Genomic DNA, 21065 nt, shown 5'->3' on the forward strand with positions numbered 1-21065 from the left:
TGGGGGCTGGCATGAAGCGCATCTTACTGACGGGATTTGATCCCTTTGGCGGCGAGCAAAGCAATCCCTCGTGGGAAGTCGTGCGCAGGCTGGATGGTTTGCTGATAGGCGACAGCCACCAGATCGTCAGCGCCCGCCTGCCTTGTGAATTCGTGAATTCATTGTTGATACTGGATGTTGCGCTCAGGCAGCATCAGCCAGCTATCGTGATTTGCCTGGGTCAGGCTGGGGGGCGGGCGGATATCAGCCTGGAGCGCATCGCCATCAATGTCGATGACGCCCGCATGTCTGACAATGCCGGTGCACAACCTGTCGATGTGCCGGTGGTGTCAGGTGGCCCGGCTGCCTATTTCAGCAGCTTGCCGATCAAGGCAATAGCACAGGAATTGCATCTGAGCGGGATACCGGCCTCCATATCACAAACCGCAGGCACTTTTGTCTGCAACCATGTGTTCTATGGCCTGATGCACATGGCAAGCAGCATGGATTCCATACAAAGGGCAGGTTTTATCCACATCCCTTATTTGCCGGAACAGGCGGTTGCTCATACTGGTGCGGCCAGCATGCCGCTGGAAATGTTGAAGACAGCAGTCTTGAAAGTGCTGGAAAGTGTATTAAAAACCGACAAAGACTTGCGCATTGCCGGTGGGGCTACTCACTAAAGTGCTGGATACTGGCTGATGCCGCCTGAATCTTTAGCGCAGCTTGGTCATGCCAGACTGCCTGCCTTGAAAACCTTCGGCGTCCAGATTTTTGTTTGCCTCAGTGTCTTCGCAAATCTGGGTGTCATTCACCGCTTTGCTTTTCTCTGCAGCCTTGGCTGCCGCTTCGATTTTTTCGGCAGGCAGGTTCTTTTCCACTTTTTTAACCAGCACTTCTGCCGCAGGGGCGTAAGGGCGGAAGTAGGAAATCAGCTGGGCATCCAGATTGGATACTGCCAAAGGCGCAGCATTGCCAACCAGCATGGCACCCAGCAGGGTGCTTGCAAGTCCCAGCTTCACCAGTAAATTCAGTCTCGTTTTCATTTTTATATTCCTTATTGTCTACCGCAGGGCTTTTGCAGAATGGCAGTCTTGCTATGATAAATGCAAAGAGCGTGCCAGACATGAAACTGAGCAAAAGCACATACTTAAGTATGTAGGCTGCTGCAAATTCAGCGGCAGACTGTCCGCTTATGCACATCTTTAGCGGACACTGCGGACAGGCCGGACACTTTTTAGTACCAGCATCTACTTGTCAGGATTTTACTCAGTAATACTATTTTGACACATAATTGAACTTCATGAGCAAACCTTTGGGGCCAACTGCCCAGCCAGTTTGTGAGTTGGCAAAAGCGACCGTATTCACTGGTGTTTTATCTAGCACTTGCCAGGTCTTGCCCGCATCACGCGAAATGCCGGAACCGGCCAGACCCGCCGCCACATAAGTCCTGGCTGCGCCCGGCACAGTGGTGATGACGGACATGAAGCCCTGCGGTGATACCGGGGCTGGCAACCAGGTCTTGCCGCCATCTTCCGTACGCGCCCCATTCAGGCTATCGAGTTGCGGGAGTTTGTAGTCACCACCGACCACCATGCCATCTTTTTCATCCAGAAAAGCGACCGAGAAAGCACCCTTGCTGGCAACAACAGCAGGTATAGGCAGGTTCGCGACAGACCAGCTCATACCTGCATCGGTACTGGCAAACACGCGCGCCCGTTCAGCACTGCCACTGACCAGCCAGGCTTGCTTGTTGCCATAAGTTGCGAGGCAAGTGCCACTGGCAGCAAACGCACCTTCATTGGTCAGTGCAGCCAAACCCGCATGGCGGCGTACTTGCCAGTTCTGGCCACCGTCAGACGTCAACAAGACCTGGAACTGGCCATCGACAGCATCACCAAATATCATCCCTTGCTTGCCATCAACAAAAGAGATCGCATCCCAGAACCCTGTACTGGCTTCATTGGTCTTCAGCAATTTCCAGCTGGCACCACCATCGCTGGTTTCGTAGAGACGTGACAAAGCGCCTGGCCCGGCACTCATGGCGATGGCATGCTGGGCATTAAAGCCATGGATGTCACGAAAATCCAGGCCATCTGCACCTCCTACCTGCATGCTCTGCCAGTGTTCACCATCAATGGTACGCAAGATGGTGGCCCTGGCACCGCTGGCCCAGGCGACTTTGTTGCTAACCACGGACAAGCCGCGCAACTCAACTTCGGTGCCGCTGTTTTGTGTTATCCAGGCTTCTGCGGCTGATGCAGAATACATCGTGCTGGACAAGGCTGCAAAAGCGATGACGGCGAGTTTCATGGGCTGATGGACTGGAAATAATCGTGGCGCTATTAGACCTCTTTATTTGGGTGCCAGCAAGCGTAAAAAATTCGCATTCATGGTGTTCAGGGTTTCTTGCAATAGAGACCGCAAACCCGAAGACGCATTGCCGGAGCTGATACTGGAACTAAAATTGGCTTGCTGCTCCAGTTGCTGCATTTGCCGTATGGTGGCGAGCGCTGCGGCGCTGATGCCATCGTCCGCTTGCAAGGCAGCGTGCTCGCCCTTGAGGGCAGTCAGTTCGCGTAATTGCGCGACTTCAATTTGCGCCTGGCGCACGCGGCTGTTGCTGGCTATGCCCAGTTTCAGCAGGTATTCGTCGGCATTCAACCTGGCATCGACATCGGTGTGGTTGGTGAACTTGACGATGATGGCGACCAGTTCTATCGTTAAAAACCACAACAGCCACCAGATGAATTGCAGGCGTCTGTGTACATCGTTTTGCAGCATGTCCCAGGTGGCGGCAAAGTCGGCGGCGAAACCGGCGTGCGATGCGGCCTGTATATGTGCTGAATGGGTTTTTTCCAGTGCCTGTGCATCGGACCTGGCTTTGTTGACTATCGTATTGGCTTGATGACGCTCTTCTGCCAGTTGCGCTTTCTCAGCCAGTTTTTCTTTGCGCCAGGCGATCAGGGTCTGGTTGATGTCCTGTTCTTGTCGCAGGCATCTGGCCCTGGCATTGTTGATGCGATTTTGTGCGGCGCTGATTTTTTGTTCCAGCAAGACAGCTTCTGCAGACAAGGCTACTGTCATGGCTTTGCGCCAGTTGGCGATCTGCCCATTGCTGCGGCGTTCTTCGGTTTTTGCCAGCTCACGCAGGGTCTGTAATTGCTGGCGCATTTCTGCCATTTGTGGCGGTTCGCCATACAGTTTTTCTTCTGCCTTTTTCAGCTTGTCATCCAGTGCTACTACATCTTGCTGCAGGGCTGGCAAGCCCGTTGCCTGTTGCGCACTTTGCAGGTTGTGTATCAGGCGGCTGCGTTCCAGTTCGCCGGTTTTTACTGTGATTTCAGCGCGGTTGCTGTCGACATAAAAAGGGTAGACCATGGTAATCGCCGACAGCAGGGCCAGCAGACTGCGCCAGAACAGGCCCATGCTCTTCGCACCCCAACTGGCATCTGACTGTATCGACATGATCATCTGCCGCTCCAGGCACCACTGGAATACCGCCCACAAGCAACCGGCAATGATGGCACCCGTGCTGCTGACATTCACCATGGTCGCCAGCATATGTGCCATGCCATAACCGGCAAACACGGCAAAGAAAATCACCAGTGCGCCTATGCCAAAATACTTGTGGCGGCCACGTGCATACAGGTAATTGCCATCGCTGTCCTGGGCATCCAGTACCTTGAGGCTGACCGCCGCCGACAGGGCCAGCAGGGACTTAGTGGAGTATAACAATGCCTGCATGCAGGCCCGACTATTGAAGTAACGCATCGTTTACATATTCCTGAACAAGACCATGAAGGGCTGGCTGACACTCAGCGTCTCTGGCCGTGTCTTTAGTTTGACCAGGCCTTTACCCGTATCGTCGCGGCTGACGGAGGCAATCGCGCGCAGGTTGACGATAGTCGATCTGTGTATCTGTTTGAACATGCTGTTATCCAGCACCTGCAACAAATCGCGTATGGGTTTGCGCAACAGGGATTCACCCTCGGCGGTCATGACCACGGTGTATTTGCTGTCAGCCTGGAAGTAGGCAATATCGTCGACCATGATGAGCCGGGTTTCCGCGCCTACGCTGGCGGTGATCCACACCAGCGGCGCAGGTTTGGGCACATCTGCTGGGCCGCCGCTAAGCTGGCGCACCAGGGCGCTGACAGCCTGCAAATCTATCGCGCCAGTCAGCGCACGCATTTGCAGGCGCTTGACGGTGGCCAGCAACCTGTCTTGGGTAATCGGTTTCAACAGATAATCGACGGCACCTTTTTCAAAGGCATCGATGGCATACTGGTTATAGGCAGTGACGAACACGATCTGGCTGCGCGGGCTGACTTCGGTCATGGCGGCTGCTACTTCCAGGCCACTCAAACCTGGCATGCGTATATCGAGGAACACCACATCCGGCTGATACATGGCGATGGCTTCCAGCGCGCTGCCGCCATCATCACAGGCTGCCGCTATTTCCAGCTCTGGCCAGACCAGGCTGAGTTGCTGCAACAAGGCTTCGCGCAATAGGCTTTCATCTTCGGCGATGACACATCTAGGCATGTTGCTCTCCCTTCGCTTTAATGACAGGGACTGTGATAGTGGCTGCAACCCCGCTGGGGAAATTACCAACCAGCACAAAACCTGCCGCATTGCCATGCGCCAGACGCAAGCGTTCACGCACATTCTTCAAGCCTATGCCAGTACCGCCAATTTCTGTCCCCAGACCATTGCCATCGTCAGCCACAGTGACGGCGACATTGCCTTCATGCTGCCGCGCGATGATCCAGATCGTGCCGCCACCGGTCTTGGGTTCCAGCCCATGCTTGATGGCGTTTTCTACCAGGGTTTGCAACATCATCATGGGGAAGGGCAGGGTTTTCAATTCTGATGGTACTTGTATTTGTATATTCAGCCGTGCGCCCATGCGTATCTTCATGATGTCGAGATAGGCGATGGAGCGTTCCAGTTCTTCACCTATGGTGGAAGCTGTATCTTCAGTGCGTGGCAGGGAGTGGCGCAAGTAAGTAATCAGGTTGCCCAGCATCTGGTCAGCCGCGGCCGGATCAGCCCGCGTCAGCAACTGCGCACTGGCCAGGGTGTTGTACAGGAAGTGCGGTTCTACCTGTGCGTGTAGTAAATTCAGCTTGGCGACCGTCAATTCTTTTTCAGTGACGGATTGCGCAGCGCTGGCTTTTTCCTTGCGCCTGCGTTCTGCTATACGTCGGGTAATCGCGCGGGTAATCGCTTCGGCATTTTCCAGGTTTGTCCCATTGTCGACCAGGAATAAATCTGTCCAGGCTGGCCGTTCTGGTTCGCAAATCAGGGTCAGGCTGCCTATGCCGTCGCCCGGTGTGATGGTCGCCAAGATTTGATTACGCTTGGTCGTCAAAAAATCCAGTACTTTTAATTCATCAATGAAATTGGACTGATAAGGATCTATGCGCTTGATCTTGGCGCGAATTTGGAGGCTGTCCCTGGCACTCTCGGCATCTTCTGCACCAGGCAATTCGCGTATCGCAGCGTCGACCAGTTCAAAGGCTTCACTGGCTTCCAGAGGGATTTCTATCTGGCGTCGCTGCCGGTTAGCCAGCGTCAAGGCCGTCACATTGCTGGAAATCAGTCTAACCCTGCGCACATGCGAAAAACTGATACCCATGACCAGTGCCACCAGGCTGAAAGGCAGGAGGATGAACTCACCCGGCAGGTGGTTTCTGAATATCCCGTTAACTATAAAAATAGTGACAAACAGGATCAGTGCGCTCCAGGCAAAACTGGCACGTAAGATAAACCAGATAGTCGTGAACATTGTTATTTCCTTCGTATTTGCGATTGCTGCCAAGAATAATTGCCTGCACGGCTTTCGTCTCGCATTTTCCGACGAAAGCAAAAAAAATCTGATGAATTCAGGAAATAAGGGATCAAAGGCTGTCGGACTGTTTTCGCATGCCAGTAAAAAAACACCTTGTATTTTTACTGTGCGCCGCATAGTATTATGCTGTGCACGACACAGTATTATTGAAAAGAAGGAATCAAAGACATGTCAGAAGACCGGTTGGACAAAATGCGTCTGGAGCTAAGGCGCGGTGCCCTGGTGCTGGCCGTGCTCGGCTCCTTGCGACAGGCGCAGTATGGCTATTCCCTGCGCAAAGCCTTGCTCGATCATGGACTGGATATCGATGAAGGCACTTTGTATCCCCTGGTCAGGCGGCTGGCTGACCAGGGTTTGCTCGACAGTGAATGGCAACAGGGTGAAGGCCGTGAAAGACGCTATTACACCCTGTCGCAAGAAGGTCTGGAACTACTGGAAAAACTCACGCAGGAATGGCAAGCCTTGAATGGCACGCTGACTACTATTTTGGAGACTGGGCGATGAATCTGCTGCAAAAATACATACATGCGGTCAAGCTGGAATTGCCGCAGGCGCAAAGAGAAGACATAGGCCGTGAACTGCAGGCCAATATCCTGGATCAACTCGATGCCATCCATGAACAAACCGGCAGGGAAGCCAGCCAGGATGACGTGGTTGCCGTGCTGGAAAAACATGGACACCCGGCCCAGGTAGCAGCCCGCTATGCACCTGTCATCCCGCTGGTCAGCAGTGAATTGATGCCCGCCTACAAGCTGGTCATGAGCTATGCCCTCGGTATTACCCTGTTGTTACAGACACTGAAAAGTGGCACCGTGTTTTTGGCAGCAACCCATTACAAGGTATGGCAGGCCCTGATGCAATTGCTGGCTGGCTTTATAGAGCAGGGGGCACTGGTGTTTACCTCGGTGACGCTGGTGTTTTATCTGGCGGCCAAAAGCGGGATGTTGCCCAACTGGGCCAGCAACAAGGGCTGGCGGGTGCAAGACTTGCCTGAGCAGGAACATGACTGGCAACGGATACGCGGTAGCGACATCATCACTGATTTATCAGGCTGCGGTTTTATCCTGCTGCTAATCTGGCATAAATTTTGGATGTCAGAAGCCAGCCTGCAACAATTGCGGGTGGATTTTTCGCCTGCCATCACAGCGTATTTGCCATGGATGAGTTTGCTGCTGATCGCTTCAGTCGTGTTTGGTATCTGGTGTGCCAGCCAGCCGGTCTGGAGCAAGTTGAAGCTGCAACTGAACATCCTGCAAAACAGCTTGTACGTGATCTTGTTTCTTATCTTTAGTCAGCTGGATGCTCTCATCGTCAGCACGGGTACGCCGACGATTGTGGATTTGCAAGGCCTGGGCCAGGGCATACAGTTAGGCTGCCTGGCTTATGCACTGTATCTCGTGTACGAGTGCTGGCGCGATGCTCGGCGCTACAGACTGCTCAGCCAGCAACAGGTGGGCAAGAAAATACCCGCCTGAGTTGCTGGTCCTCTATTGATGATAGTTGAAAATATGTTATCTTTATCGTGCGTCGCCGGACTTGCATTTGGCATGGATGTGCAGTCCAAAAGTATTTATTTCATCCACGAAATGAGTCACCCATTACAGAAAGTAAAGGCTGCATATGGATATCAAGCTTAACCTCATCAACCGATCGAATGATAGCAATAACTCCAGCGTAGTGATTTTTCAAAAAAATGCCGCGAGCAATTTCAATGAATTGGCGGTTGCCTGGAAGGTGATACAAAATCTCGGCGTTGGTGATAGTCACCCCTTTAGCTTTCCAGTGGCCACCTATGTCTCTGCCAGTGATTCCTGGGGCAATTACACGCCTCAACTTGCTGCAAAAAAAGGCGCGTTATTGCAGATGGAGCAAACAAACTCGGGTGCGCAACTAACTCAGGCTGGTTGCGCAACAAATCCGGTACAGATACATGTCGCCAATGCCTTGCCGCAAGGTGCAGTGAATGCCTCTGTTTTTCGGGATGGCACCCTGCTGGCAACCCTGACTTCGATTGCACCGGGACAAAAAGCGGTATTCGAGTTCAAGCCCACCATCTGGATAGGTGTGGAAAGCCAGGTAGAACAGGGGCAAGTCATGAACTCGGCTATCCTATCGAATGTTAATACTGAACTTTCTCTGTTGGGCGTAGCCAGTGCAGACATCATCATGACCGGCGGTGGCCCAGGTGCCAACTCCACACCTTTTTCTTTTGTTCTGGATAATATTCAACATGCCTGAAGTCATGCTCGTGGTTTGTCTTTCACGATAACTGATATTTACGCCAAAACCTTACCTTAAATTCAAAGGGCCTGACATGGATGTTCAACTGAACTTCATCAATAATTCGAATGACGTCAATAATTCTGATGTCATCATCTTCCAAAAAAATGAGGCAACAGATTTTGACGAATTGTCCGTTGCCTGGATGGTCATCAAATACTGTGGTTTTGGCGACAACCACCCCTTTACTTTTCCCATGAGCATGACTGTCGGCGCGAGTGATTCCTATGGTAACCCTACCCCGCAATTAGAGGCGGAATTTGGAAAACTATATAGTATGCAGCTAACGACTTCCGGTGACAGGCTGGTTGCTGCTGGCAATGGCACCAGTGCCAAGGCAGTACAAGTCCGTAATGATTTGATGAAAGGTGTTATCAATGCATCCATTTATAAAAGTGGGAAATTGCTGGCAACCAAAACTTCCATCACTCGGGATCGGCCAGCCGTGTTTGAATTCAAGCCAACAATCTGGATAGGCGTAGCTTCTCAGATCATGCAAGGTGAAGTCATGAACTCGGCCATTACGTACAATATCAACACCGAATTGTCACTGCTGGGTATAGCGAGTGCAGATATCGTCATGACCGGTGGTGGCCCTGGCCCTAACTCCACGCCTTTTTCTTTTACTCTGGACAATGTCGTCATGGCCTGAGGCCATATTCAGGGCTTGCCAGGCGGGTCCAGCCTGATCACTGCCATTGGTGGCGGCTCGTTTGGTAGCCATTTTTGATGGATGCGAGTAAAGTGACCTTCTTTCTTCAGCCAGCGCAAGGCTTCTTCCCAGACCTTGATGGTGGCTGGTGGCGTGGAGGTGGAAAAAGCCAGGTACAGTTCCAGGCTGTCGAGGACTTTAACCTTTTCCACATCATCGGCAGAATGACCAATTTCCTTGAGCACAGAAGAAACTACCAGGCTGCCTTCCACCCATAAATCAAAACGTTTAGCCAGCAACATGTTGGCAATGATTTGTGGCGTTGGTGCCTGTTCTATATTTTGAAAACCCTTTTTGCGTGCCGTGTCTGCAAAGATGCTGGAACGGTAAGCACCGACCTTGAGTTTTTGTATCTCCTCCCCCATGCTGTGTATGCGAAGGGCATTGCCCTTGCGCGTGTACAGTGAAGTGGTGGAGATGGCGATGGGACCTAGCAAGACCATGAGTTTTTCCCGCTCCTCGGACCTGCCGACGGTGAATAGCAGGGTATTCGGTTCGTCCAGCAAGGCCTTGTAGCCGCGTGCCCAGGGCACGACTTGTATGGGTTGATTGCTACCTATATGTGCCTGCATGGCTTGCACCACTTCGACTGCCATGCCCTCGGCTTTGGTACCGTTGCCAAAACTGATGGGTGGCCAGTCTTCTGTGAAGATTTGCAATTCTTGTGCTTGCGCATGCGTATGCGCAAGCACAACCAACAGAGTCAATACGCAAACCACAACCCTGGTCAGCAAGTTTCTCAGCAATATATGTATATTGAATAAGAGGGATTTGTACGCTTGCATCTTGACTCACTATCCTGTTGTGCAAAGTGTATTGCCTGGGTGCTGGAAGTTCATTGTGAGGTAATTGCGAGGTATTGCTTTACTGAAATTTACAATAATTGCTGCAGGAGCGATAGCAGTATACGCAAACTGCGTTGCATATGAAGCGCGCAGACACAGTTTTCTACAAATTGGAGGACGCAGGTCCTCCCGGTTTTATTTTGCTACGCGCCTCAATGCCAGTGCCTTTTGAAATTCTTGCAAGCTACCGCTACGGCCATGCACACCTACCAGTTGCTGTACCTGAAGTTGTTGCTGTTTCATCAGGTTATCCAGTTCCAGCCCCCCATCAAAAACCGGCGGGATGGGGCCGACTTCAGGCAGATAAAACAGGTCGCCCTGAAACAGGGTCTGGCTGGCTTTATCATATGCCACCAGCATGTCGGAAGCGTGGCTGCTGGCCAGCGGATAAATGTGTATGTTGCGGTCACCCAGGTCCAGCTCTTGCCGGGCTGTGATTTCCCGCACCTTGCTTGCAACGTCCTGGCCTAGCTGCCGCTCCACCGCCAGTTTGCCATCCTTGCCCGTCAAAACCTGCACTCCGTCCTGCACATAGGAGGGTGTACCGGCAATATGATCGCGATGGGTATGTGAGAGCACGATGTAGGCCAGTTTGCGACCAGGCGCAGTTTTTTCTATGAGCGCCCTGACTTTGGCAGCTTCTGCCGGGCTGATGGGGGCATCATAGATCGCCACACTATGCGTACCGACAGAGAAACCGGTGTGATAACCGGATTCGCTGCCATCTACCCTATAGGTGCCAGGGGCGATCAAGGTGGCGCGCAAGATGCCCTTGTCTTGCAGTTCAATGTAGCCAGCAGGCAGGTCAAAGCTATGGGCATCGATATGCTCAGCCACTTGTGCCTTGAGATGCCATTGCAGTACCTGCTTGCCGCCACTTTTTACGGTGATTTGTCGGGGTTGTAGAAAATTGCCTTGCATGCTGTAATCGGCATATTCATAGGTCGCGCTTGCAGTTTTTGCGCTTTGCACCTGACCGCTGATGCGCTCGATGATCATGCTGGCAGGGCGGCCTGCGGCATCGTCGAAACTCACTTCCTGGTATTTATCATTTTCAGTACCTGGCCCATTCAGCGGCGTGCGTTTGCTGGCTTGCTCAAGCAACAGTGCCGGGCTCAAAAATAGAAAATCGGCATAAGCGTTACGGGCGTCCTTGGCAGGTCGCCTGTCAATTTCCAGTCCTTGTCGCCATTGCAGCAAATCGACAGTGGCAAACCCATCCTTGTTACCAGTGGACAGGAAGTGAAACTTGATATTGCCCGGCCAGACAGATTCACTGACAGAGCGGAACTGTCCATCTTGTTGCAAGATTAATTGCTGCTGGAGTTTGATTTCCTGCACGGCGTTTTGTGGCGTGGCCGCCTGGTGCGATACCAGGCGTATGCCTTGCATCTCAAGTGTGACGGCAAAGACAGGCGGCATGGTCTGCGCCTTTGCATTGCCACCGGCAAAAAAAATACAGATGCTGGCAAGGATAGCTGACATTGATAATCCTGAGCATTGCGGGCTTTGCCTCAGTGGCGGTAAAGCGTCTGATGTAACCATCCTGGTCTTCCTTGTCGTTGAGCGAAGTGAACTTGCATGCCGTGAATGGCATGCCTGTTTGGGCAAGGGACTTGTGATGCAGTTCAAAAAATTCAAACCTCTGCAGCATGTATTCGTCACAACGCAAACCGCGATGCATCAGATCCTCAAGCTACTGATTGACAGGAGCAGGTCGCAAAAGGTAGCGAGGGCAAGGCAGGGAAGATAGAGTGGCCGCTAATGAAAAAGCCAGCCCAAGGGCTGGCTGGCGATATAAATTTACGTTCACTTAATTGTGATCACTTATTTGTGTTCACATTTTAGCGTTCACTCAAGCCACGCATTTTTGCATTGCGTGCATCATCCTTTTCTTTCGATCTTTCTGCGGGCGCTGGTGCAGGCGCAGGTGTCGGTGCCGGCATGGCTCTCGGGACTGGCGCTGCTGCAGGCATGGGCATAGGCGCAGGGGCTGGCATTGCCCGTGGCGCAGGCGCTGGCATCGAAGATGGCATGGGCATGGGTGCCGGCCTGCTTTCCATGCGGGCAGGTTGCTGGATCTGCGGTGCTTGCTGTATAGGCTGCGGCTGAGGTGGAGGTTGTATCAATGGCGCTTGTTGTACGGGTCTTTCCATCTGAGTAATGGAAGGACGGCGTTCTATGGACCTGTCATTGCCACGGTCGACATTGCGCTCTGGCTGTCTTTCCCCACGCAATTCTTGCTGGCCATTATTATTCCAGGTGCTGCCAGGACGGTTTCCCCTGTCATTGTTTTCTACCGGTCTGCCGGGGTTTGGTGTCCCCATGATGGCATTGTTGACTGGCGTATTCGTTGATGGTGTATGCTGCGGCTGCTGGTTCACTGGTGGATTTACATGCTGAGTTGCCGGTTGATTCACAGCTGGCACCACATTGATTGTGGCAGGCTGCGCCGTGCGTGGATTGTAGACATTGGCATTGCCCGGCATGGTATTGCCATTGTTTGGCATGCCATTACCATACTGGCGAGGCTGGTTATTCGCAGGGTTGTTGGCAGGCTCATTGTTCCAGTTGCTGCCTGGGCGTGGTGCTCTCTCGCCATTCTCCACAGGCCTGATCTGGTTAGGCGCTGCCGCATTGTTATTTGTTGGCGCATTCACCGCAGGCGCAATATTGATGCTGGCAGCATTGCCTGGCTGTGGCGCGATATTCGCTGGTTGGCGAGGCGCATACACATTATTGCTTTGTACGCCAGTATTCGGCGTGACCAGGCCCGCGCCAACTGGACGCATGCCTTGTGTAGGATTGCTGTTGACTTCCGCCGGACGTGAGACAGGCAGGCCTTCATTTGGACTCAAATTGTTTATCCCATTCAGGCGTTGCTCAGTGCGGGTGGCAGGCAGCACCAGGTTTCTCTGGCGGTACTGGTCACCATCACGCCAGTTTTGCTGTCTTGCCTCACCAAAACGATTATTGCTGCCTGGCGCGATACTCGGTGCCTCAGTCAGCGCAACCGGGGTTTGCCTGCCAGATGTCACCAGCCTGCTGCTCGAGACTGGCATGACATGTTCACCACGCGTGAAGGTGGTAGTTGGCACAACAGTGATGGCATGTTGCACACCCTGATTGACGTAACGGCCGCTGGTCGCGCTATTGTTGACGACCAGGCTTTGGTTCAGGCGTTGTATGTACTGGGTGTTGCGGGTATAGCCTGGCCGGTAGACCTCTCCTGGCCCCAGGGGGAACCAGGCGACCGAAGGCTTGGAGCCGTGTTTGTGAGGGATATAATGAGCGCCACCTACAAAGGCCACCAGGGCAGGTGCATAGACAGGGCGGTGATGGTGATGTCGCGGACCCGGCACCCAGGCCCAGCGAGTACCAACATACGCCCAGCGGCCATAGTGGTAAGGCGCAAAACCCCAGGGCGCACGGTCTACCCAGGTCCATCCCCATGGCGCGACGTAGACCCAGTTGCCATCACGGTAAGGTGCCCAACTGGCACTGACCTGGCGCGGATACCAGACTGCGCCATAATTGGTGGTTGTTTCCCATACTCCGTATTGATCAAGCTGTTCGTAGCCTATCACTTCACGCGAGACATAGCGCACGGTTTCCAGGTTTTCTTCAGCGCGGTCACGGTCAGCCGCCCACAGATCAAAAGCATCGTGTGGCGAGACTGTGCCTATGGAATTGTGTTGCAGATTGCTACCCATGAAGCGGGTTTGCTCTCCCTGCCTGATGGTGATGGTATCGCGTTCACCGTGAGCAATCGCGGTGCCGCGTCTTACCTGTACCGTGGTGCTGTTGTCAGGGTTGACAGTGATCTTGTATTCGCCAGGCTCTTGCAGCGAGAACACCATGTTTGGTGTACGTATATCAAAATTTTCTTTGCTGCTGAGCTCGCGCACACGTACCACCATGCCACCCTGATTCAAGTCGATTTGCGTATTGTCATCGTCCAGCAGGTTGAAGCTGATGCGGGTGTTTTCCTGCATGCGCAAGACATTCGGACCCACACGCAATTCTGCCTTGCCAGCGTAGGGCACTTGCAAGCTGTCACCAGTAGAAATGGGACGATTGAGCATCAGCGCAGTCCAGTCATTGCTGCCCGCATCGGCAAAGCTGATATTGCCGTGGGAGTAACTGACCCTGGCAACGCGGCCCGGTGGCTCATCCTGGGCATGCACGGGGGTAAGTACAAACAGGCTGGCCACGGCCAGCGCCGCGAATTTCAACAAGGGAGCACGGCGTACTCTGGCGAGCAGGGTGGGGCGATGTAAGACAGGCATGAATTTCTTCCCGGCATTGGGTTAAACAAAATGACTAGTAACATGGCTAGTTCTATCCTTAACGCACGAGCTGCTCATTTGGATGTCAGGATATTTGACAATGTTTGTATATTTTTGTAGCAACTTGCTTAGCCCGGCGTTACAGATGATGGCATGACTTCATCTTCAACAGATAAATTCAAGCATTGCACCTGTGCCAGCTCGGGCCCGCTTTGCTGCACGAACTCCTGCGCCTGGCTGATGAGCCAGTCGTGCACGCATTTGACTGCGGTGATGTTCAAGCCCTGCCTGGTGGAAAGTAAATAGTAATGCTTCTGGCTATGCAAGCCACTGTCAAAAACTCTTTGCAAATACCCTTGCCTGATCCTGCCACAGACATGGCTGTGACGTTCAAAGGCAATGCCATGGCCATGTTCGGCAGCTTGCAAAACCAGATTGCCATCATCAAAGCTGATACTGCGCAAAACCTGTTGTGCGGGCAAACCCAGGGCCTTGAAATAGGCTGACCAGGACGAACCTGCACCTATGGTATTGGCATGCACCAACAAGGGCAAGGTCAGCAAATCTTCGACCAGTGCAGGCTGATGTCTGGCGATGAAGTCTGGTGATGCTACCGGGTAATAATAATCGTCCAGCAGTTTGTGCACCTGCACATTGGCTGCGTTGCCAGCACCAGGATTTTTACCAAGAAAACGCAGGGCCAGGTCAACCCCGTTTTCACCCAGCTCGGCCAGCTCTATGCTAGCCTGTATTTGTAGGGAGATATCGGGATGAGTGAGATAAAAGTCATGTAGCCTGGGGAGCAGCCAGTATGCAGCAAAAGCGGGCAGGCTGGCAATCCGCACCACCTGGCGCGGGCTACGATGATGCTGGCTGATGCGGTCGATTGCCGCGCCCAGTTGATCCAGCGAGAGCGTGACTGCCGCATGCAATTCACGCCCGGCATCGGTCAGCCTGACACCATTTTGGCGCTCGAATAATTCCAGCCTCAGTTGCTCTTCCAGTGAGCGTATGCGATGGCTGACCGCACTATGCGTGAGACTGAGCTCTTGTCCCGCAAGGCGGAAATTCTGCAGGCGACCCGCTGCTTCAAAAATACGTAAATCATTCAAACCTGGAATTTTTTGCATGACGATGTTTTTTACCTGACTAGTTTTTCTCTATACCCTGGTGCATATTTGTCGCTAGTGGCAAATATGCAGGTACTGGATACTGGCGCTTCTTTGAAAAGGAGTTTGTATGCAAGCGCAATTTACCATCCCCGCCAGCTCAACTGGCAAACAGATACTGGTGATTTTATTGGCCAGCCTGATGCTGTTGATCACTGTATTTCCAATGCGAGCTGATGCTGCCGCCGCAGTGGCACCAGCAACAACCTATCCGCTGGCGGCAGATGTCAGCAGTATCGATGGCATTATGCACGCCTATTATGAGGTTGTCTCCGGTCCGCCCAATACGCCGCGCAATATTGCCAGGGATATCTCATTACATCATCCCCGTGCACAAATTTTCCCCACAGTACATGAAAAGAATGGCGATCCGCGCCTGCTGGTTTTTTCTGTCCAAGAATTCCATGTCTGGAGCAAGCCTGTCTATGACACTGGTTTTTATGAGCGCGAAATCGCACGCGAAGTGAAAAGCTTTGGCAGCTCCACCCACATCTGGAGCACCTATGAAACACGGCAGACACCTGATGGCGAAGTGACGAGTCGCGGCATCAATAATATCCAGTTGTACTTCGATGGCCAGCGCTACTGGATATTGTCAGAAACCTGGGACAGCGAAAGCCCGCGCAATCCCCTGCCAACAAAAAACGGGGTGAGCAAATGAAGATAGACCATATCAGCTTGCTGGTGAGTTCACTGGAAACCAGTATGCCCTATTATGAATGCCTGCTGCCGCAACTGGGTTTTGTCGAGAGCAAGCCGCAGGTCTGGACTGATGGTGAGGGCTTCTTTTTCCAGTTCTTGCAGGCACATCCTGATACCCGCCCCTACGAGCGCTATGGTGCAGGCATGAATCACCTGGGCTTTGGCGCAACATCGGCAGAACAGGTCATGCAAATCCGGCACTCCATGCATGCAGCCGGGTTTGCCGTGCCGGACCTGAAAAACCTGGGTGGTTCACTTGCCTTGTTCATGAAAGATGCAGATGGTATCCGTTTTGAAGTCACCTACTATGCGCCAGGTGCGGCAGTGGTGGGATAGCTGTTTTATTTGGCTATCGTATCCAACAATTGTTTTCCCAGAGATTTCTGTGGAACACAGATAAAAAATATGGAGCTTTGTTAGCAGCTTGTAGGCAGCAAGAGCTGAAAGGCTGGCAATTCGTACGACCGCGGCTGGCTACGAAGATGCTGGCAGATGCGGTCGATTGCCCTGCCCAGTTGATCCAGCGAGAGCGTGACCGCTGTATGCAATTCCCACTCGCCGTCAGCCATACTGTCACAGATTTTGCGCTGACATTGCCTCAGTGCCAGCCACCAACCTGGGCAAATTTTTTGATGACATACTCAAATGTTCTTGCATTGCTGGCTTCTTCAAAGTCTCTTTGAGGAAGTTTATCTCCGATAAAGGGCATGGTGACATATACGGCACCCTCCATGGACGCAGGGAGATCAAATACAATGTTGACAGTAGGTGGAACTGTTGTTGATACCGAATAATCGCCTATGGTTTTTACGCTGTCACCATCACACTGCATGGAATAGGGGGCATTTTTTGCTTCTGTCGTCATCTTGGTGGGAAAATACAGTTTTCCTTGATACTGGATACTTGCTGTGCCGCAATGCACTTGAGTGCGATAGTTTTCGGTGTATCTGCGATATATGCTTAGATCGGCAGTTACTGAAATGACTGCTTTTCCAGTTTTGGGCCAGATATGCGCTGCATAGCCAGGATATTCGTTCTTGATAAGTATCACTGTCGCGTTATTATCGCTCGTTTTTTCTCTCAGTATTTCCACATTGCTGCCTGGCGCAAGATCGTATAGTTGTTCGCGATTATCAGCGCAGCCCGCGCAGGCAACGATAGCAAAAAACATAGAGAGACTGAACGTCAGTTTTCGACTCATTTTAATCATGCATGTATTGTACAACTCATGCATGCAAATCCTAGTTTTGGGAAGTCAAATACTGTATTTGCTGTTAAACGGCCCTCGTTACCTTGCTAATCCATTGTTGGCCTAGAACTATCAGTTCAGCATTGAACTGTGGAAGCAAGGAGAAGTGTCCCCAGTCAATTTCCACATAGTCTTTTTGACCTGACAGACGTTGGTAACATTCCAGCGTCAGTCGTGGCTGGACCATCTTGTCGCGCTTCTGGTTGATGACCAGCACAGGTACATCAGTATTGGCTTCCAGCGGTATCGCAAAAGCAGTATTGAGCATGCTGGCGAAATAACGTGCCGTGACCGTACGCAAGGTAAGCGGATCAGCTTGCCATTTGGCGTAAAAGCCCATCGCAAGATCACGCTCATCCATCATGTTTTCAAAACGCGCCAGTGGACGATAGGGCAGGCGCAGTCGCGGTGCCAGTTTTGTCAGCAAGCCGCTGATTGTCCTGCACGCCCTGGCCAGGCCAGGGATTTTTGCCAGCGCAGCAAAACGGGTAAAGGCCAGGCCGGTGACCGGGTCGCCAAAGTCATACAGATTAAGGCAGACAGCGGCAAGGGGCGGTTTGCCCTGGCTCGCCATTACGGCTGCTGCTGCATAAGTCAGGCCGCCACCTATGCTGCCACCGCACAGATACAAGGGGCCAGCGAATTCCTGCATGGCCCAGGCGGCTACGTCGACGACGTTTTGCACGGCCTCAGCCACCGTAAAATCGCCCATCGCACCGCCAGAGCGACCCTGGCCTTTCTGGTCCGGCACGATCACGGTATAGCCCTGTTCATAAAACGCCAGTGCCAGGCCGACAAACAAACCGCCATAGCCACCGCCGCCATGGTTCAGGATCAGTACCGGCGCTGCCGGGTCAGTTTGCTGATACAGGTCTATATGCAACTCCACCCCTGTGGATTGCAGATGGCGGGTTTGCACCACAGCCAGCACGCGTGCCAGCAAGGAAGGGTCATGGTAGCAATGCCAGTAAGTCTGGTCTGAATGTGCTTTGTCTATATTCATGGTGAAGTCCTGTAATCGTGCCGGACTATAATATGAATAATCATTCATATTGTCTATTCGCATTCGGGAGCTGGGTTTTGTCATGAAAAAATCAAGCGGCCAGCCTTTAAAACAGCCATCGCAGCAGCGTTCCAGGATCACGGTACAGGCCATCCTGGAAGCAGCTATTCATATTTTCGACGAATTTGGCTATGCAGCAGGCACGACCTCACGTATCGCCAGCCGCGCTGGCGTCTCGATAGGTTCACTCTACCAATGCTTTCCCAACAAGGATTCCATCTTGACGGCTCTGGCCGAGCAGCACCTGGCCGAGGGCCTGGCACTCAGCGTGCGTTTGCTGGAAACCCTGCGCACGAGCACTCAAGCGCTTGAACCTGTATTGCATGACATCGTTGGCCACATGATTGTCCTGCATGAGAACAATCCCGGCTTGCACAGGTTGCTATATGAAGAAGGCTTGCTGCCTGCACAGTTGCGGCAAACCGCCAAACAGGCAGAACAGTTTTTGATCGAAGAAGGGGCCCGCTGCCTGAGCCAGCGCCATGACGTTGCCGATGTTGCTGACCGTCAGATGCAGGCTTATTTTGTGGTACACGCGATAGAACATTTCACCCACAGGCTGGTAATAGACCAGGCACCGGTGGAGTTTCAGTTGCGTGGAAAAAATGAATTGGTCAGTATGTTGTTGCGGTATTTGCAGGCATAGACCTTAAAGGGGATCGTAGGTTGGGCTACGTTTCATCAGCCCAACACTGGGCCTCTGCCAACGTATACGTTATTTAAACGCCGAGTGTTGGGCTGATAAAGCGTAGCCCAACCTACAATACAACTACATCATCACATTGATAATGGCATTCCCTATACCCAGGATAGCAGCACCCGAGATCAAACCAGCACTGATGGCTTCACAGCCCTCTACCCAGAAGGTATGGCCCTTAGTGCCTTTTTCAGAATTTTTCTTGCCCATATACCAGAATATCAAGGCACCTATCCACATGGCGAAGCATGATTCTGGTGGCAAGACTACGCCCAGACCGATGGAGACAGCAGACAGCGGCAAGCGGCCACGAGTGATGACATTGGTCACTTCGATGAACACTGCACACAGGCCAGCTACCGCCATGGCGATGATGGCAGAAGTCGGCAAGCCGCTCACGCCCTTGGCAATGATCTCAGCCACGCCTTTCCACTGCAAGGCAGACGGGAAGGCGAATTGTTCGCTGACGATAGTCGCCGTGCTGCGCAAGCCGTTGGCATCTGGTGGCAAGAACAACAGGAAGAACAGCGGTACGCAAGCCAGTGCACCAGAGACAATGCCGATGATATGGCCGATCACCTGATGACGCGGCTTACCACCCAGCATATAGCCAGGCTTGATATCAGACAGCAATGATGATGCATTGAAGGCGATATCTGCCGTCATGCCGGCTGGCAACAGGTTATTGGCCGGATTGCTGCGGTCTATCGCACCCATGCTGAATTGCGTGATCTTGGCCAGTGCACCGATAGGTGCCCAGGATGTCAGCGCCATCGCATTGATACAGATAATGGTCAATACAAAAATCAGCGGGAAGGCGATCAGCGCCATGATGTAAGGCACACCAAACAGGGTATTGACCAGCCAGGCAGCAATCGCACACAGGATAGGCACGCCAACATAAGAAATCCACAGTGGCACTTCTATGTCTTTCAGCGGGTCCGGGCCTATATCTTTTTCTTTCTTGCTGCCACCCGTCATGGATTTGAAGGCTGCCTTGAACAACTCAGGTTTGGCCAGCAAGCCCACCATGGAGCCAACCACCATCATGGTCACTGCCCACCACAAGCCCCACTGATTGACAATCTCGGTACGGGAAATTGCCACCACCGTGCCATTTGGCAGGGTACGCGCAGCGATATCACCGTTTTGTATCATCCATGGTGCCAGGATAACGAAGTTGATGAAGGCACCCAGCATGACGCTGCTGGCAACCCTTATGCCCATCAGGCCGCCAACACCGAGCATGGCAACGTCGGCAGTCAGGCGCAAGCCCAGTTGACGGATATCCGTCCCCATGATCTTGGGTATCCACCAGTTGAGCTTGATTGCAGCGTTGTAGTAATAAGTGTCCAGGCGTTCGTGCAGATACCAAGGTTCTACCATGCCTGCCCATTTATCCATGCGCAAAATCTTGAACTGGATCAGACGCATCCAGCCATCGCTGACTATCATCTGGTACAAGCCAGCGAACAGACTGGTATAGCCCAACAGCTTGGCCTTGTACATACCGCCGCCAGCGCCATCAGTATACAAAGAATCGAGCACTACGCCGCAGGCGCGGCCCTCGGGGAAAGGGAGCTGGTCTTCATTGACAAAACGGCGTTTCAGTGGGAAAGCCACCAGCACGCCTATCAAGGCGACCACCATGACCCACACCAGCATCTGCCACCAGGGGATAATCTTGCCGGTGATCAGCATATACGCTGCCAGGCTGGAAATCATGGGGTTGATCATATAACCGGCAGCAGTGGCGATGGATTGCGTGCAATTGTTTTCCAGGATGCTGTAGTCGGCTGTGACGCCCAGGCTATGCAAAATCTTGAAAATTGCAAACGACAAAATCACCGAAGTCAGACCAACACCAATACCAATACCCGTCTTGGCACCGATATACAGTGCAGTGGCGGCCAGTATGCCCCCCAGCAAGAAGCCCGTCACCGCCGAGCGCAAGGTCAGTTGTGCCATGTCCTTACGATAGACATTATCAAACCACCATTGATCCTTTTCCCTTCTGGTCCAGGTGCGTATCTGTTCATCATCCAGCTGTTGTAAAGCCATGTATCCTCCATTTTTATAATGAGGATCTACGCAAAACCGCCCCAAAGCATAGCAAGGGCTAGCAATAACAGTTTTGCGTAAATCCCGATAGTGAGTGCATCCTTGTGGGCTGCAAATTTTTCGCAATATCACGCCCTGCTTCGGTTTTTGTAAATATATGAG

At 52.6% G+C, this 21065-nt stretch carries 20 protein-coding genes; 8 read left to right on the top strand and 12 right to left on the bottom strand.

The window, feature by feature from the left end:
• Positions 1-11 precede the first annotated feature (11 nt).
• Positions 12-662 (top strand): pyroglutamyl-peptidase I, encoded by a 651-nt coding sequence (gene pcp / locus H8L47_RS09555; RefSeq protein WP_186953354.1) that lies wholly within the window; start codon positions 12-14, stop codon positions 660-662.
• Between the two features lie 33 nt (positions 663-695).
• Here the strand turns inward: pcp and H8L47_RS09560 are convergent, their stop codons facing one another.
• From H8L47_RS09560 to H8L47_RS09580, 5 genes are all read right to left on the bottom strand, one after another.
• The gene (locus tag H8L47_RS09560) at positions 696-1025 is read right to left on the bottom strand and encodes a hypothetical protein (RefSeq protein WP_186953355.1); all 330 of its coding nucleotides are present in this window, start codon (positions 1023-1025) and stop codon (positions 696-698) included.
• Positions 1026-1257: 232 nt separating this feature from the next.
• A complete protein-coding gene (locus H8L47_RS09565; protein ID WP_186953356.1) occupies positions 1258-2292 on the bottom strand; it encodes a WD40/YVTN/BNR-like repeat-containing protein in 1035 nt (344 codons plus the stop codon).
• A gap of 42 nt (positions 2293-2334) precedes the next feature.
• Complete coding sequence (locus H8L47_RS09570) at positions 2335-3753, bottom strand: DUF4407 domain-containing protein (protein ID WP_186953357.1); 1419 nt, start codon at positions 3751-3753, stop codon at positions 2335-2337.
• Between the two features lie 3 nt (positions 3754-3756).
• Positions 3757-4527, bottom strand: a complete 771-nt coding sequence (locus H8L47_RS09575) for a LytR/AlgR family response regulator transcription factor (RefSeq protein WP_186953358.1) — start codon at positions 4525-4527, stop codon at positions 3757-3759.
• Entirely contained in the window at positions 4520-5773 is a 1254-nt protein-coding gene (locus H8L47_RS09580; protein ID WP_186953359.1) for a sensor histidine kinase, read from the bottom strand. The genes H8L47_RS09575 and H8L47_RS09580 overlap by 8 nt, the downstream gene beginning before the upstream one ends.
• Positions 5774-6004: 231 nt before the next feature.
• Between H8L47_RS09580 and H8L47_RS09585 the strand changes: the two genes are divergently transcribed.
• The 4 genes from H8L47_RS09585 to H8L47_RS09600 all read left to right on the top strand — a co-directional run bounded on the left by H8L47_RS09585 (position 6005) and on the right by H8L47_RS09600 (position 8768).
• Positions 6005-6340, top strand: a complete 336-nt coding sequence (locus H8L47_RS09585) for a PadR family transcriptional regulator (RefSeq protein ID WP_186953360.1) — start codon at positions 6005-6007, stop codon at positions 6338-6340.
• On the top strand, positions 6337-7311 hold the full coding sequence (locus H8L47_RS09590) for a hypothetical protein (RefSeq protein ID WP_186953361.1): 975 nt from the start codon (positions 6337-6339) through the stop codon (positions 7309-7311). Before H8L47_RS09585 ends, H8L47_RS09590 begins: the two co-directional genes overlap by 4 nt.
• 145 nt (positions 7312-7456) lie before the next feature.
• Positions 7457-8074, top strand: coding sequence for a hypothetical protein (locus tag H8L47_RS09595; RefSeq protein ID WP_186953362.1), 618 nt, complete (start codon positions 7457-7459; stop codon positions 8072-8074).
• A 76-nt stretch (positions 8075-8150) separates the two neighbouring features.
• Positions 8151-8768 carry a hypothetical protein gene (locus tag H8L47_RS09600; protein ID WP_186953363.1) on the top strand — a complete coding sequence of 206 codons (618 nt, stop codon included), beginning with the start codon at positions 8151-8153 and terminating at the stop codon, positions 8766-8768.
• An 8-nt stretch (positions 8769-8776) separates the two neighbouring features.
• On the opposite strand, the gene H8L47_RS09605 is transcribed toward H8L47_RS09600, so the two are convergent.
• The 4 genes from H8L47_RS09605 to H8L47_RS09620 all read right to left on the bottom strand — a co-directional run bounded on the left by H8L47_RS09605 (position 8777) and on the right by H8L47_RS09620 (position 15092).
• Positions 8777-9613: a substrate-binding periplasmic protein gene (locus H8L47_RS09605; RefSeq protein ID WP_186953364.1), complete on the bottom strand. Its 837-nt coding sequence runs from the start codon at positions 9611-9613 to the stop codon at positions 8777-8779.
• Positions 9614-9808: 195 nt separating this feature from the next.
• Positions 9809-11158, bottom strand: a complete 1350-nt coding sequence (locus H8L47_RS09610; RefSeq protein WP_186953365.1) for an MBL fold metallo-hydrolase — start codon at positions 11156-11158, stop codon at positions 9809-9811.
• 359 nt (positions 11159-11517) lie between these two features.
• The gene (locus tag H8L47_RS09615) at positions 11518-13962 is read right to left on the bottom strand and encodes a DUF6600 domain-containing protein (RefSeq protein ID WP_186953366.1); all 2445 of its coding nucleotides are present in this window, start codon (positions 13960-13962) and stop codon (positions 11518-11520) included.
• A gap of 128 nt (positions 13963-14090) precedes the next feature.
• Positions 14091-15092, bottom strand: coding sequence for a LysR substrate-binding domain-containing protein (locus H8L47_RS09620; RefSeq protein WP_186953367.1), 1002 nt, complete (start codon positions 15090-15092; stop codon positions 14091-14093).
• A 109-nt stretch (positions 15093-15201) separates the two neighbouring features.
• Between H8L47_RS09620 and H8L47_RS09625 the strand changes: the two genes are divergently transcribed.
• Positions 15202-15792, top strand: a complete 591-nt coding sequence (locus H8L47_RS09625) for a hypothetical protein (RefSeq protein ID WP_186953368.1) — start codon at positions 15202-15204, stop codon at positions 15790-15792.
• A complete protein-coding gene (locus tag H8L47_RS09630; protein ID WP_186953369.1) occupies positions 15789-16169 on the top strand; it encodes a VOC family protein in 381 nt (126 codons plus the stop codon). Before H8L47_RS09625 ends, H8L47_RS09630 begins: the two co-directional genes overlap by 4 nt.
• 262 nt (positions 16170-16431) lie before the next feature.
• On the opposite strand, the gene H8L47_RS09635 is transcribed toward H8L47_RS09630, so the two are convergent.
• Positions 16432-17067: a hypothetical protein gene (locus H8L47_RS09635; RefSeq protein WP_186953370.1), complete on the bottom strand. Its 636-nt coding sequence runs from the start codon at positions 17065-17067 to the stop codon at positions 16432-16434.
• A gap of 40 nt (positions 17068-17107) precedes the next feature.
• Positions 17108-18085, bottom strand: coding sequence for an alpha/beta fold hydrolase (locus H8L47_RS09640; protein ID WP_186953371.1), 978 nt, complete (start codon positions 18083-18085; stop codon positions 17108-17110).
• 82 nt (positions 18086-18167) lie between these two features.
• Between H8L47_RS09640 and H8L47_RS09645 the strand changes: the two genes are divergently transcribed.
• Positions 18168-18791: a TetR/AcrR family transcriptional regulator gene (locus H8L47_RS09645; protein WP_186953372.1), complete on the top strand. Its 624-nt coding sequence runs from the start codon at positions 18168-18170 to the stop codon at positions 18789-18791.
• A gap of 123 nt (positions 18792-18914) precedes the next feature.
• Here the strand turns inward: H8L47_RS09645 and H8L47_RS09650 are convergent, their stop codons facing one another.
• Positions 18915-20903: an OPT family oligopeptide transporter gene (locus H8L47_RS09650; RefSeq protein ID WP_186953373.1), complete on the bottom strand. Its 1989-nt coding sequence runs from the start codon at positions 20901-20903 to the stop codon at positions 18915-18917.
• Positions 20904-21065: the final 162 nt, after the last annotated feature.

This window comes from Undibacterium umbellatum (assembly GCF_014284125.1).
Taxonomy (GTDB): domain Bacteria; phylum Pseudomonadota; class Gammaproteobacteria; order Burkholderiales; family Burkholderiaceae_D; genus Undibacterium; species Undibacterium umbellatum.